Raw genomic sequence first — 12,993 nt, 5'->3', positions numbered from 1 at the left:
GTCTCCCCTACAGAACTCGGTCGATGGTGGATACGGGGTAGAAGAGCCGAAGATCTTCGGACGGCAACCGAATGGTCAGTTCGGAGTCGTCGGCCGGGCGTGTCGTCGTCACCACGACCCGCTCGTCTCCGATGAGGACGACGTACCGGTAGTGGTCGCCCAGATAGGACACGGACTCGACCTTTGCCGCGATGGCGCTTTCCGGGGTTCCCTTGGAGACATCCCGAACGATCTGGATCGCCTCGGGGCGAATGGAAAGGAAAGCCTTTCCGACGTCGGAACCGTCGTGCGGGACCGAGAGGACTCCGGGGGCTCCGGGCAGCCTCACGACGGCTCGGGCTCCGTCCACCTCGACTATCTCTGCCGGCAGGACGTTGGCCGTCCCGACGAAGTCGGCGACGAACAGGTCGGCGGGGTTCTGGTACACCTCGGTCGGAGTCCCGGTCTGCCGGATGACGCCCTTGTCCATCACCGCGACCCGGTCACTGATGGAAAGCGCCTCGTCCTGATCGTGGGTGACGAACACGGTGGTGATGCCGACCTGCTGCTGGAGCGCCTTGAGCCATTCACGTGACCGCTCGCGCAGCTTGGCGTCGAGGTTGGAGAACGGCTCGTCCAGGAGAAGCATGTCGGGCGGGTGGGCGAGCGCCCGGGCGAGCGCCACACGCTGCTGCTGGCCACCCGAGAGCTGGTGGGGGTAACGGTCGGCGTGATCGCCGAGTTCGACCAGGTCGAGCACCTCCCGCACTCGCGCCCGGCGCCTGTCGCCCTTGACCTTCCGGCGCTTCAGCGGATACGCGACGTTGTCGAACACCGACATGTGCGGCCAGATCGCGTAGGACTGGAACACCACCCCGCAGTTGCGGCGCTCCGGCGCCACATCGATCTTGTCGTCCTCGTACACGACCCGGTCGCCGAAGGCGATCCGCCCGCCGTCGGGCCGGTGCAGACCCGCGACCGACCACAGCGTCGTGGACTTGCCGCATCCGCTGGGACCGAGCAGGGCGAGCACCTCGCCGTCCCGCACCGTGAGCGACAGGTCGCGCAGCACGACGTTGTCGCCGAACTTCTTCGTCAGCCCCGTGATGTTCAGGTCAGGCACGCGGACGCACCCCGAACAGGCCTCGGCCGATGCCGAGCACGGCAAGGGTGATGATCATTTGAATGACTCCCAGTGCGGCGACCGAGCCGCCGATGGACGTTGCCGCGAGCTGCAGCATGGTGAGCCCGAGGACGGGCGTGTTCTCCGTGACGAGGAAGACCGCGGGTTCCGCGTCGTTCATCATGGCCACGAAAAGGAGGATGAACGAGGCGGCCATCGCCGGCGTGACCAACCTGAGGACGACCGTCCGCATCGCCTGCCACCAGGTGGCTCCGGAGGTCCGGGCGGCGTTGTCGAGCGACTCCCCGATGCTCGCGAGGGCCGGGTAGAAGGCGCTGTAGCCCAGCGCGAGGTTCCGCACCGCGAACGCCAGTCCCATTCCCCAGAGCGATCCGCGCACGGCCCCCGACGGATCGAGCATCACGAACGACCAGAAGAAGGCCATGCCCGTGATCAGGCCCGGGATCATCCGGGGCCAGAGCATGCTCTGCTGCAGGGAGCCCCGGAACCGGAACCGCGATCGATGGGCGACGACCGAGAGCATCGCGATCGCCGCGGTCGTCAGAGCGCCGCCCACGCCGGCGATCAGCAGGCTGTTGACGATCGACTTGGTATAGAGCGGGTTGTCCAGGATCGAGGAGAAGTTGTCCAGCGTCAGGACGCTCCACGGGCTGATGAACGGGGTCAGCACGGTGGTGAACGCGGCGAGAACGACGCCCGCCAGCGGGACGAGCACGAAGACGACCAGGACCAGCGCGACGACGGCGCTCAGGGCCCACCGGACCGGCCCGAGCTGCACCACCCGGTCACCGGCGGGCTTTCCGCCCACGGTGTGGTACCGGCTCACGTTGCCGACCACGCGGTTCCGCAGGATCAGCAGCACCGTGACCATGAGCAGAAGCATCATGGCCCCCGACGACACGAGTCCGGTCCGCGGCGGCGCCTCGTTCGTCCAGTTGTTGTAGAGGTACGTGGAGACCGTGTCGATGTTCTTCGAGAAGCCCAGCACGAGCGGCAGGCCGAGCACCTCCATCAGCAGCGCGAAGATCAGGATCGCCGAATTGATGACGGCCGGCCGCAGCAGCGGAACGCTGACCGATACCAGGGCGAAGACCGGCGACGCGCCCGAACTCCTCGCCGCGTCCTCCAGCGACGGATCGATCGACAGAAGGGTGCCCCGGGACAACAGGAACACGACGGGTGCGGCGACGCTCACGCCGACGAGCGCCATTCCAGGCACGCTGTGGAGGTCCAGTGGCATCCCGAGGAACGTGTTCTCTTCCAGCCATGACGCGGCGAAGCCCGACGGGGCCCACATCAGGGTCCACCCGAGGACCAGGACGATTCCGGGAAGCAGGACGGGAAGGACGAACATCCCGGCGAGGGTCCGCCGGCCCGGCAGGTTCGTCCGTGTGAACAGCAGCGCGAAGAAGACGCCGATCACCAGGGATCCGGCGGTCGTGAGCGACGCGAACAGCAGGCTGTTGCCCACCGCGGTCCACCAGGAAGAGTCGGACAGCAGGTCACGATAGTTCTGGAGGGTGAAGTGGCCACCGGACTCGTACAGGGGAGTCGACCACAGCGAGGCGACGGCGACCGGGACGAGCGACCCCACCGTCACGATGAGCAGGAGAGCCCACAACACGTAGTGACTGGCCGTCTCCCCCAGTCTCTGCCTTCTCCGCGTGCGAAGTATCCCGAGATACCGCTCGCCGCGGGTCTTCTCCAACATTCTCATTGACTCCTGATTTCGGGCGGGCAACCCGCCGGCGCACCGCGAGACGTGGTCGGTGTGTGTGCGGCCGCCGGCACCGGCGCTCTTCTCGCCTGGTCTATCGGCCGAACGCCGCGTTCCAGCGCGACACGGTCGCCTTCTTCTTGCCGGAGAAGTCCGAGGCCCAGCCGGCGACCTTCAGGCTCTCCTCATCCGCGCGGACCGCGGAAAGCGCGTACTCGCACTTCACACCGCTGCGGTAGGGCGTGAAGCCGCCGGCGCACCCGGCTTCCTGGCCCTTGACCGACAGGGCGTAGTTGACGAACAACTTCGCCGCATTCGGCGCCGGGGCGTCCGCCGTGATTCCCATGCCACGCGGGATCACCATCGCGACATCGGAGAAGTAGGTGTAGTTGAGAACCTTCGCGACGTCGCCGGTGATGTGCGGTCGCAGGGTCCCGGACAGGAAGAAGCCCGCCGTGTAGGCGCCCTTCAGGAGTTTCTGCGTCACGGCGGCGTTGCCGGACTCGACGCCGGCGTTCGAGCCCAGCTTCCCGAGGGTCTCCCAGCCTTTGTCGCCGGTGGCGTCGATGTAGCCGGACGTCGCCGCCAGCTGGACGGGGTTGCTGATATCGGTCGTCCCGATCTTCCCCTTCATGGACGGTGCCATCTCGGCGAACTCCGCCAGGCTCTTGGGCTGCTTCTCGACGGGCAGGAGGGCCTTGTTGAACATGGCGATCATGGGGTCCATCGACAACGCGACGACTCCCGGGGCCAGCTCGGCATCGTCGCGGAGGTGCACGAGGTTGGGGTCCTCGTAGTCGAGGATCTTGCCGTCCTCCGTGAGGGCCCGCATGGCGACGCCGTCGGTGGAGATGAGGACGCCCGCGGACGGCGTGCCGGTCGCGCGTTCGGTGCGATACCTCTGCACGACCTCCGCGCTGCCGAGGCTGATCACGCTGACCTTGATTCCGGGGAACGCGGTCTCGAACCCGTCGACGAGCGGCTTCATGCTCTCCTCGTCCCCGTTGGTGTAGATCAGCAGGGCGCCTTCGTCCTTCGCGGCCTTGATGATCTCGTCGCTGAGGGGAGTGGGGGGCGCGGCCTCTCCGGGGTCGAACTTCACCGTCGGCTCGCCGGCCCCCTCGACGTCCGCCGATGATCCGCAGCCTGCGAGGGCGGCGGCGCAGACGACCGCGACCATGGCCGCACGTACTGTGAAGGCTCCCATCATGTGCTCCTTACCAGCGGGTCAGGCTGCGCTGGTGCGCAGGCCAGGTTGCTTCCAGGAGTATGGGCTACACCACACGGTGGATGCAATAGCAAAAGAGCTAAAGAGTGCAGATGATGTTGTGCTATGGATAGTTGGACACCCGTCCGGGCGCGATGGCGAGGCCCTCGCGCTGGACGGGTTCGATGCTCGGACGGGCCACCCGCATGCGGTGGCGGGGCGCCGGGTGTGCGCCGTGATCAGTTCGCTGCGCCGGGGGTGCGCGCGGACCGCCCGCGTTCCACGACCCGCTCGGCGATCGCCCGCCCCAGTTCCACGGTGGTGCCCCGGCCCTGGAGGTCCGGAGTCAGTGGCGCCTCATCGGGGCCTGCCTTGAGGACGTCCTCGATCGCTCCCAGCAGATGGGCGCCGGCGTCCGGGTGCCCGAGGTGGTCGAGCATCATCGAGGCGCACCAGATCTGCCCGATCGGGTTGGCGATGCCGCGGCCGGCGATGTCCGGTGCGGAGCCGTGGACAGGTTCGAAGAGGCTCGGATGGGTCCGGTCCGGGTTGATGTTCGCGCTCGGGGCGATCCCGATCGTGCCGGTGCAGGCCGGCCCCAGATCGGAGAGGATGTCGCCGAAGAGGTTGCTGGCCACCACGACGTCGAACCGGTCCGGGTGCAGCACGAAGTCGGCCACCAGCGCGTCGATGTGCCGCTTGTCATGGGCGACGCCTGGGAACCGCTTCCCCATCTCCTCGACGCGTTCGTCCCAGTAGGGCATCGATATGGAGATGCCGTTGCTCTTCGTGGCCGAGGTCAGGTGCCCGGCCGGGCGCTGCCGGGCGAGTTCGAAGGCGTACCGCAGCACCCGGTCGACGCCCACGCGGGTCATCACCGTTTCCTGCAGGACGGTCTCACGCTCGGTGCCCTCGAAGATCCGGCCGCCGACGCTGGAGTACTCGCCTTCGGTGTTCTCCCGGACGACGAGGAAGTCGATGTCGCCGGGCGCGCGGCCTGCGAGGGGGCTCCGGACCCCCGGCATGAGCCGGCACGGCCGCAGGTTGACGTACTGGTCGAACGTGCGCCTGAACTGAAGGAGACTGCCCCACAGCGAGATGTGGTCGGGGACGATCGACGGCCAGCCCACGGCGCCGAAGAAGAGGGCGTCGTAGGAGCGGAGGATCTCCTGCCAGTCGGGCGGCAGCATCGCCCCATGGCGCTGCCAGTAGGCGGCGCAGGCGAAGTCGAAGTGGTCGAACCGCAGGTCGAGACCGAACGATCCGGCGGTCGCCTCCAGCGCCCGGAGTCCTTCGGGGACGACCTCGGCGCCGATCCCGTCGCCGGGGATGACGGCGATCCGGTACGAGGGCGCCGTCATCGCGTCCTCCTGCGGGAGCGTTCCCTCAGCGCCGCCAGGCCGCCCTGGGCGTCCTCGATGACGAGCCGTTCCGCGGTCGCCGAGTCGCCCTCCCGGAGGGCGCGCACCAGGGCGCGGTGAATGGAGTAGCGGTCCAGTCCGAAGCGGTCGTCCTCAGCGATCGTCTCGAGGCGCAGGGCCCGGCGCTCGGGCTGGGAGAAGACCCGGGACTGTTCGAGGAGCCGGATCAGCACCGGGTTGGCCGCACACGCGTTCACCGCCTCGTTGAACTCCCGCATCCGGTCGAGGAGCGCGGTGATGTGCCGTTCGGTGTCCTCGCCGTTCCGGTGCCGGGCGGTGATGACGATCAGGAGGTCGTCGGCGTCGTCGAGGATCGCGTCGAGGGCGTCGAGCTGTTCGGGCGTGGCGTGCCGGGCCGCGAACCGGGCCACCAGGCCCCGCAGGCCGATCTCGACCTCGGCGAGGTCGTCGATGGCGCGCTCGGCGATGTCGGCGACCACGACGGTCCGGGGCCCCGTGCGCTGGATGAGGCCGTCCTGCTCAAGCCTGCGCAGCGCCTCGCGCACGGGGGTGGGGCTGACCTCGAGCTGTTCGGCCAGGCCCCGCTCGGTCACCTTCTGGCCGGGCTGCAGGGTGCCGGACCCGATCGCCTCCCTGAGGCTCTGATATGCGAGATCCGCTCGGGTCTCGCCGTTTGCACCGGACCGGTCCGTCGTCGACTTGGCCATCATGGGTTGCATGATAACAGAGGCAATGGCAAGGGAGGATGGTGTATGTTGCTATCTTTGCTATGGCAAAACGGGAAGGGCCCCTCTGTGAGCACGTCGCCCATCGTCCTCATCACCACCGACTACCTGCTCCCCGGCGACGAGGTCGACGGCCACCTCCACGACGCCGGATTCACGACCCGGCACCGGCCGCTGCGGGGAACCCGGGACATCGACGAGCTCATCGCGATCCTGGACGGCGCCGTGGGCGCGCTGATCGCCAATGAGCCGATGACCGCCGACGTGTTCGCGCAGGCTCCGGCCCTGCGCGCGGTGGTGCGCACCGGCGTCGGCCACGACTCCGTCGACGTCGCGGCGGCGACCCGCGCGGGTGTCTCGGTCAGCAATCTGCCGGGGGTCAACGCCAACGCCGTGGCCGAGTACACGATGGCCCTGCTGCTGGCCCAGGCCCGCCGGCTGGTGCCCGTCGCCGCCGGAGTCGCGGCCGGCCGCTGGCCGCGCGAGGACGGTCATGAGCTGCGCGGCAAGACGCTCGGGGTCGTGGGATACGGTGCGGCGGCCCGGGCCGTGGTGCCTCTCGCCCGGGCCTTCGGACTGTCGGTTCTCTGCACGACCGGTGTGCCGGCGAGCGAGCGGCGTGACGCCTCCGTACAGTTCGTGGCTCTTCCCGAACTGCTGGCCGGCGCCGACTTCGTCTCCCTGCACACGGCGCTCACTCCGGCCACCCGGCACCTGATCGACGCGTCCGCGCTCGCGCGGATGAAACCGACGGCGCATCTGATCAACACCGCGCGCGGCGCCATCGTCGACGAGCCGGCACTGGCCGCCGCGGTGCGCACCGGCCGGATCGCCGGCGCCGCCCTCGACGTCACCGGCACCGAGCCGCTGCCGGACGGCAGCCCGCTGCGCGACGTCCCGGGCATCACGGTCTACTCCCACCTGGCGGGGCAGACCGCCGACGCCCGTCGGGCCGCCGGGCTCGACGGCGTCCGTGAACTGGTGGCCGCCCTGCGGGGACGCCCCCGATCCTCGCTCAACGCGCACCTGCTGTCCCCGGCATCGCGCCGGTGATCGCGAACCGGCACGTCGTCCGCCGGTGCGTCATCCGCCACTCCGTCGGCCCGGTTCAGGCGTCCCTCACGGCTTCGTCGGGGTCGCGTCGGCGGCGGGCGCCGGCCGCGCGGGGGCGGGTTTCTTCCTGCTCGGGAGCAGGAACAGGGTCAGGACGGGGACGACGTACAGCGTCCACGCGACCACCTGCAGCACCGTGGGGTCGGGCTGGAAGTTGATCGTGCCCTTGAGCAGCGTGCCGTACCAGCTGCCCGGCGGGATCGCGTCGCTGACGTCGAACGCCTTGGTGCCGAGGCCCGGCAGGAAACGCGCCTCCTGGAGGTCGTGGAACCCGTAGGCGAGCACCCCGGCGGCCACGACCACCAGCATCGCGCCCGTCCACGTGAAGAACCGGGCCAGGTTGATCTTCAGGGCGCCGCGGTAGAACAGCCAGCCCAGCAGCACCGCCGTGGCCAGCCCGAGGGTCGCGCCGGCCAGAGGGCGCACGCCGTCGCCGGTGGCCTGCACCGCCGACCAGATGAACAGCGCGGTCTCCAGCCCTTCCCGGCCCACCGCCAGGAACGCCGTCATCACCAGCGCGGCGGTGCCCATCACCAGCGCCTGGTCCAGCTTGCCGTGCAGTTCGGCCTTCAGGTGCCGGGCGGTGCGCCGCATCCAGAACACCATCCAGGTCACCAGACCCACCGCGATGATCGACAGGGTGCCGCCGAGGAGTTCCTGCGCCTCGAACGTCAGCGTCGTCGTCCCGTACTGCAGGATCGCGCCGAAGGCGAGGCTGATGCCGACCGCGATGGCCACGCCCGCCCAGATGGGACGCAGCGCGTCCCGCCGCCCGGTCTTGACCAGGTACGCGACCAGGATGCACACGATGAGGCTGGCCTCCAGGCCCTCCCGCAGTCCGATCAGGTAGTTGGCGAACATCAGGAGAACAGCTCCTTGCCCCACCAGCCGGCCGCGTCCCGGACCCCGGGCGGGACCGCGAAGACCGCCGAGCCGACATGCTGGATGTACTCGTTGAGGGCGTCGATCCGCGCGAGCCTGGTCTGCACCGGCAGGAACCCGCGGCGGATGTCGCGCTGGTAGGCCAGGAAGAACAGCCCGGCGTCGAGGCGTCCCAGACCGTCGGTGCCGTCGGTGTAGGAGTAGCCGCGGCGCAGGAGCCGCGCCCCGTTGTTGGCGTCGGGGTGCGCCAGCCGCACGTGCGCGTCGGGCAGCATCGCGTTCAGGTTCGGCTCGTCGTGTTCGCGCTTCCCGCCGATCGGCGCGCCCTCGCCCTTGGTGCGGCCGAAGATGTCCTCCTGCTCCCTGAGGGAGGTGCGGTCCCAGGTCTCGATGCGCATCGCGATCCGGCGCGCGACCAGGTAGGAGCCCCCGGCCATCCAGGACGGGCCGTCCTCCGGCGACACCCACACGTGGTCGTTCAGCGCGGCGGTGTCGGTTCCGGAGACGTTGCGCGTGCCGTCCTTGAAGCCCAGCAGGTTGCGCGGGGTCTGCGCTTCGGGGGTGGTCGACGAGGTCTTGCCGAACCCGAGCTGCGACCAGCGCACCGTCACCTCGCCGAAGCCGATGCGCGCCAGGTTGCGCACGGCGTGCACGGCGACCTGCGGATCGTCGGCGCACGCCTGGACGCACAGGTCGCCGCCGCTGCGCGCCGGGTCGAGGTTGTCGCCGGCGAACGCCGGCAGGTCGATCAGCGCGGGCGGGCGGCGGGAGGCGATCCCGAACCGGTCCTTGCCGTCCTTGGTGAACAGGGTGGGCCCGAAGCCGACGGTGAGGGTCAGCCGGGACGGTTTGAGCCCCAGCGCCTCGCCGGTGTCGTCGGGCGGGGCCTCGGGCGGCCCGCCGACCGCGCCGTCGCCGGCCGCCCGCCCGGCCGTCATCTGCTCCGCGGCCCGCGTCCACTTCCTGAGCAGGGCGATCAGCTCGTCGCGGTCGTCGGTGGTGACGTCGAACGCGGCGAAGTGCATCCGGTCCTGGACGGGTGTGGCGATCCCCGCCTGGTGCGAGCCGTGGAACGGGACGGCCTCCCCGGCCGGAGCGTCGCCGGTGATGCCGATCGCGGCCGCGGCGGCACCGCCGGAGGCGGTCACGCCGATGGCCAGGCCGGCCCCGCCCCAGCCGAGCAGGGCCCGGCGCGAGAACGTCTTCGACTCGCCCTTGTCCTCGGGGCTCATCGGGCCTCCCTCACTTCGCGACGGCGGCGGCCAGCTTCGACAGCGGCTCGGCCAGGGCGTTGACCCCGTCCGACAGCTTCTTGCGGTCGTCGTCGCCGACGGTGTCGTAGGCGACGAAGCCGGCGGGACGGTCCTCATCGCGGTACTTGTCGAGCAGCCCGAACAGCGCCGCGAACTGCTCGTCCAGCTCCTTGGCGAGCGCCGGGTCCTTTTCGGTCACCACCGGCTTGAGCAGGTCGTAGGCCTTCTTGGCGCCCTCCACGTTGGCGTGGAAGTCGACCAGGTCGGTGTGGCTGTAGCGCTCTTCCTCGCCGGTGACCTTGCCGGTGGCGACCTCGTCCAGCAGCTCCTTGGCGCCGTTGCCCATGCCGGTGGCGGTGATCTCGGCGGTGCCGACGCGCTTCTGCCAGTCCCGCAGGTCGGTGACGAGCTGGTCGGCGAGATTCTTCTCCTCGTCACCGATCTCGCCGTCCTGCCACAGCGCCTTCTCCAGGCGGTGCCAGCCGGTCCACTTCTGGCCCTGTTCGAGGCCGTCCTCGCGGACGTCGACCTTGGGGTCGATGTCGCCGAACGACTCCGCGACCGGCTCGGTACGCTCCCAGCCGATGCGGGACAGCGCGTAGGTCTTCTTGGCGCCCTCGATGTCGCCCGCCTTGACGGCGGCGGCGAACTTCTCCGCCTTGGGGAGGGTCTCGTCGGCCTGCGCCTGCGCGTACTTGCGGTACTCGGCGACGGCGTGGTCCAGGCGCGGGTCCTGCGGCTTGACCGAGCCCTGGCCGGTGGCCGTCACCTTCTGGCGGATGCCGTCGCCCTTCATGCCGGGCTTGCAGGCGATCTCGTACGACCCGGCCTTGACCTCGGCGGTGATGTCGGCCGTGGTGCCCGGCCCGATGTTCTCCCGCTCGGTGACGATCCGGTCGCCGGGCGCGTAGATGTAGACCTCGGTGACCTTGGAGCCCTTGTTCTCCACGTGCAGCCGGACGTTCCCGGCAGGGAACTCCGTGCGCGACACCTCGCACTCGGTATCGCCGGCGGTGACCTGGATCGCGTCCGATCCGCCGCCGTCCTTCTCCGCACAGCCGGGGACGCTCACGAGCGCCACGAGAGCGGCCACCGCGGCCGCGCAGCTTCGGAGATGACGGACGGCTTTCATGCTCGGCTCCAGGACGGTCGGGCGAGGAACACCTCGCCGAGAAATTAGGCAGGCCTAATTTAGCTTAGCTTTGCCTAAGTCATCTAGGTACCCCCGCCGAACCCGGCGTTCCGGCTCCATGACCACACGGTCGGGGTTCCTCCCGGCTGCGGCGTCCGCTGCCGGAGGTACTCGGGCATACGCCCGGGGGCGTACTCCCGGCCCCGGTGGCGCGGCGGCCATCCGGCCGATACCGCCGCCACCCTTGTCCACCTGGCCGGCGTTACGTCGCGCACCGTATGGGCGGGCGGCGGCGTGCACCACGTGGCGTACCCGAAGTGTCGACGCGCAACGGACGGCATCCGGGCGGCGAAGCGGGATCGTCTTCGTGTGAACGGACCGGGCTCGTGCGGATCCCGGACCATGACCGTCCTCTCACCTCAGGGGGAATCATGACCACCGCACCGACCAGATCGTCGTCCGCGACCCGGCGGCAGGAGGGCCTGTTCCGGCTCGGCAAGAAGTGGCGCAAGGCGACGCTCATCGTCCATATCGTCTCCGCCGGCGCCTGGATCGGGATCGACGTCATGGTGGCGGTCCTGGTCCTCACGGGACGGTTCGGGACGACCGACGCGGTACGCGGCCTGGCGTACGAGGCGCTGGCGACCTTCGTCGTCTGGCCGATGCTGACCTCGGGGCTGGTCTGCCTGGTCACCGGGATCGTCCTGGGGCTCGGCACACGCTGGGGGCTGCTGCGCTACTGGTGGGTCGCCGTCAAGCTCGCCCTCAACCTCACTCTGTGCGTCCTCATCCTGGTGGCGCTGCGACCGGGGATGGACGAGGTCGGCGAGTACGGCCGCAGCCTCGGCACCGGCGTGCCCGAGCCACTGGACGTCTCGGGCCTGTTCTTCCCGCCGGCGGTGTCGCTGACGACGCTGACGCTCGCGACCGTGCTCGCCGTGGCCAAGCCATGGGGCCGGATCCGTGGCGCCCGCAAGGGAGGCGGACCCCGATGACGACGGCGCTGACCACCAGCGGGCTGACCAAGCGGTACGGCTCCCTCGTCGCCGTGGACGGCCTGGACCTGCACGTGCGGACCGGCGAGGTCTACGGGTTCCTCGGCCCGAACGGCGCCGGGAAGACCACGACGCTGCGCATGCTGCTCGGGCTCGTCCGCCCCACCGCGGGCTCGCTCAGCGTCCTTGGGGGCCGGCCGCGCCGCTGCTGGACTGGGTGGACGCACTCCAGGCGTGGCTGCCCGGCGGCGCGGCGGGGTCGCCCGCCGCGGGCTTCTTCCTCCGCCGCCGCGACCTGTGAGCTCCACCGGCGTCCCGGCAGGCGAACGGACGGCTTCCGAGGCGGCCGTGACGCCGCGGCCGGGATTGTCACCGGTCCCATTGGGTATGGGGTTGATCCTGCCGGACGCATCGGCCGTAGGGGGAGGCCATGAGGCGGCTGAGATCATGAAGAGGCACCGTTCCGAGCCCCGGGGGCCGGAGAACGAGGCCGACCTGGTGGGCCAGTACCTCAACCAGATCGGCCGGACGCCGCTGCTGACCGCCGACGAGGAGGTCGAGATGGCCCGGCGGATCGAGGCGGGGGTGTACGCCCGTCACCTGCTGGACGGCGAGGAGACACGAGCCGGGCGTGCGGATCTGGAGGCGATCGCCCGGGACGGGACGCTGGCCAAGGATCACATGATCCGGGCGAATCTGCGGCTGGTCGTGGCGGCCGCACGCAAGTTCCCCCATCGCGGGCTGTCGTTCCTCGACCTCGTCCAGGAGGGCAATATCGGGCTGATCCACGCGGTCGAGAAGTTCGACTACGCCAGGGGTTACAAGTTCTCCACCTACGCGATGTGGTGGATCCGGCAGGCCATCGGACGCGGCCTCGCCGAGAAGGCCCGTATCGTGCGGCTGCCCGCGCACGTCGTCGAGGATCTGTCCAAGCTCGCCCGGATCGAACGCGGGCTGGAGCTGGCGGGCACGGAGGCGACCGACGAGCGGGTCGCGGCCGAGGCCGGAGAGTCCGTCGAGAAGATCGTCGCGCTGCGGCGGGTGGGCCGCGACGCCATCAGCCTGGACACGGTGGTCGGCGAGGACGAGGACACCAGGGTCGGCGACCTGATCGCCGATACCAGCGCCGTCGCGGCGCCGGACCTGGTGGAGTTCCAGCAGCTGGCCGTGGAGGTGCGGTCGATGGTCGACCGGCTGCCGCCCCGGGAGGCGATGATCCTCACCCTGCGGTACGGCCTCGGCGACGGCCGCCCGCACACCCTCCAGGACATCGCCGACCGCATCGGTCTCACCCGCGAACGGGTCCGCCAGCTCGAGAAGCAGGCTTTGGCGCAGTTGCGCGACCCGCGCCACGGTGAGCCGCTGCTCACCTGGGTCAGCTGACTTCGCACGCCTTCCCCGGCTCCCTTCCTGAACGAAACGCAGGGCAGCGGAGTACTCACTAGGGAGAGAAGAGCGTGAGGA

Annotated in this window: 12 protein-coding genes; 4 read left to right on the top strand and 8 right to left on the bottom strand. The window is 69.9% G+C overall.

The genetic code is table 11. The annotated features are described in order from the left end of the window. Window positions 1–7: 7 nt before the first annotated feature. The 5 genes from ACGFIS_RS19365 to ACGFIS_RS19345 all read right to left on the bottom strand — a co-directional run bounded on the left by ACGFIS_RS19365 (window position 8) and on the right by ACGFIS_RS19345 (window position 6,139). Window positions 8–1,102 (bottom strand): ABC transporter ATP-binding protein, encoded by a 1,095-nt coding sequence (locus tag ACGFIS_RS19365; protein ID WP_392908175.1) that lies wholly within the window; start codon window positions 1,100–1,102, stop codon window positions 8–10. After that, window positions 1,095–2,834 carry an ABC transporter permease gene (locus ACGFIS_RS19360; protein ID WP_392908177.1) on the bottom strand — a complete coding sequence of 580 codons (1,740 nt, stop codon included), beginning with the start codon at window positions 2,832–2,834 and terminating at the stop codon, window positions 1,095–1,097. The genes ACGFIS_RS19365 and ACGFIS_RS19360 overlap by 8 nt, the downstream gene beginning before the upstream one ends. Before the next feature lie 100 nt (window positions 2,835–2,934). After that, complete coding sequence (locus ACGFIS_RS19355; protein ID WP_392908180.1) at window positions 2,935–4,047, bottom strand: ABC transporter substrate-binding protein; 1,113 nt, start codon at window positions 4,045–4,047, stop codon at window positions 2,935–2,937. Window positions 4,048–4,286: 239 nt separating this feature from the next. Then, window positions 4,287–5,408 (bottom strand): tartrate dehydrogenase, encoded by a 1,122-nt coding sequence (locus tag ACGFIS_RS19350; RefSeq protein WP_392908182.1) that lies wholly within the window; start codon window positions 5,406–5,408, stop codon window positions 4,287–4,289. Next, entirely contained in the window at window positions 5,405–6,139 is a 735-nt protein-coding gene (locus ACGFIS_RS19345; protein WP_392908184.1) for a GntR family transcriptional regulator, read from the bottom strand. Before ACGFIS_RS19345 ends, ACGFIS_RS19350 begins: the two co-directional genes overlap by 4 nt. A gap of 84 nt (window positions 6,140–6,223) precedes the next feature. Between ACGFIS_RS19345 and ACGFIS_RS19340 the strand changes: the two genes are divergently transcribed. Then, window positions 6,224–7,207, top strand: a complete 984-nt coding sequence (locus ACGFIS_RS19340; RefSeq protein WP_392908186.1) for a phosphoglycerate dehydrogenase — start codon at window positions 6,224–6,226, stop codon at window positions 7,205–7,207. Window positions 7,208–7,273: 66 nt separating this feature from the next. Here the strand turns inward: ACGFIS_RS19340 and efeU are convergent, their stop codons facing one another. From efeU to efeO, 3 genes are read right to left on the bottom strand one after another with little or no spacing between them, the layout of a single operon-like run. Then, complete coding sequence (efeU, locus tag ACGFIS_RS19335; protein ID WP_392908188.1) at window positions 7,274–8,128, bottom strand: iron uptake transporter permease EfeU; 855 nt, start codon at window positions 8,126–8,128, stop codon at window positions 7,274–7,276. Next, complete coding sequence (gene efeB / locus ACGFIS_RS19330) at window positions 8,128–9,381, bottom strand: iron uptake transporter deferrochelatase/peroxidase subunit (protein ID WP_392908190.1); 1,254 nt, start codon at window positions 9,379–9,381, stop codon at window positions 8,128–8,130. The genes efeU and efeB overlap by 1 nt, the downstream gene beginning before the upstream one ends. A 10-nt stretch (window positions 9,382–9,391) precedes the next feature. Next, window positions 9,392–10,534, bottom strand: coding sequence for an iron uptake system protein EfeO (efeO, locus tag ACGFIS_RS19325; protein ID WP_392908192.1), 1,143 nt, complete (start codon window positions 10,532–10,534; stop codon window positions 9,392–9,394). Window positions 10,535–10,965: 431 nt separating this feature from the next. Between efeO and ACGFIS_RS19320 the strand changes: the two genes are divergently transcribed. Genes ACGFIS_RS19320 through ACGFIS_RS19310 form a run of 3 tightly spaced genes read left to right on the top strand, consistent with a single transcriptional unit; the run spans window position 10,966 to window position 12,912 of the window. Next, on the top strand, window positions 10,966–11,529 hold the full coding sequence (locus tag ACGFIS_RS19320; RefSeq protein WP_392971943.1) for a hypothetical protein: 564 nt from the start codon (window positions 10,966–10,968) through the stop codon (window positions 11,527–11,529). Next, on the top strand, window positions 11,526–11,963 hold the full coding sequence (locus tag ACGFIS_RS19315) for an ATP-binding cassette domain-containing protein (protein WP_392971941.1): 438 nt from the start codon (window positions 11,526–11,528) through the stop codon (window positions 11,961–11,963). The genes ACGFIS_RS19320 and ACGFIS_RS19315 overlap by 4 nt, the downstream gene beginning before the upstream one ends. A 13-nt stretch (window positions 11,964–11,976) precedes the next feature. Continuing rightward, on the top strand, window positions 11,977–12,912 hold the full coding sequence (locus tag ACGFIS_RS19310; RefSeq protein ID WP_392971939.1) for a sigma-70 family RNA polymerase sigma factor: 936 nt from the start codon (window positions 11,977–11,979) through the stop codon (window positions 12,910–12,912). Window positions 12,913–12,993: the final 81 nt, after the last annotated feature.

This window comes from Spirillospora sp. NPDC048824, assembly GCF_043198455.1.
Lineage (GTDB): Bacteria > Actinomycetota > Actinomycetes > Streptosporangiales > Streptosporangiaceae > Spirillospora.
This window is presented reverse-complemented; position numbering and strand designations above follow the sequence as displayed.

Coding starts and splice junctions, on each gene's coding strand:
- ACGFIS_RS19360 (WP_392908177.1), bottom strand. CDS start 2,834: ATGTTGGAGAAGACCCGCGGCGAGCGGTATCTCGGGATACTTCGCACG.
- ACGFIS_RS19355 (WP_392908180.1), bottom strand. CDS start 4,047: ATGGGAGCCTTCACAGTACGTGCGGCCATGGTCGCGGTCGTCTGCGCC.
- ACGFIS_RS19350 (WP_392908182.1), bottom strand. CDS start 5,408: ATGACGGCGCCCTCGTACCGGATCGCCGTCATCCCCGGCGACGGGATC.
- ACGFIS_RS19345 (WP_392908184.1), bottom strand. CDS start 6,139: ATGATGGCCAAGTCGACGACGGACCGGTCCGGTGCAAACGGCGAGACC.
- efeU (WP_392908188.1), bottom strand. CDS start 8,128: ATGTTCGCCAACTACCTGATCGGACTGCGGGAGGGCCTGGAGGCCAGC.
- efeB (WP_392908190.1), bottom strand. CDS start 9,381: ATGAGCCCCGAGGACAAGGGCGAGTCGAAGACGTTCTCGCGCCGGGCC.
- efeO (WP_392908192.1), bottom strand. CDS start 10,534: ATGAAAGCCGTCCGTCATCTCCGAAGCTGCGCGGCCGCGGTGGCCGCT.
- ACGFIS_RS19320 (WP_392971943.1), top strand. CDS start 10,966: ATGACCACCGCACCGACCAGATCGTCGTCCGCGACCCGGCGGCAGGAG.
- ACGFIS_RS19315 (WP_392971941.1), top strand. CDS start 11,526: ATGACGACGGCGCTGACCACCAGCGGGCTGACCAAGCGGTACGGCTCC.
- ACGFIS_RS19310 (WP_392971939.1), top strand. CDS start 11,977: ATGAAGAGGCACCGTTCCGAGCCCCGGGGGCCGGAGAACGAGGCCGAC.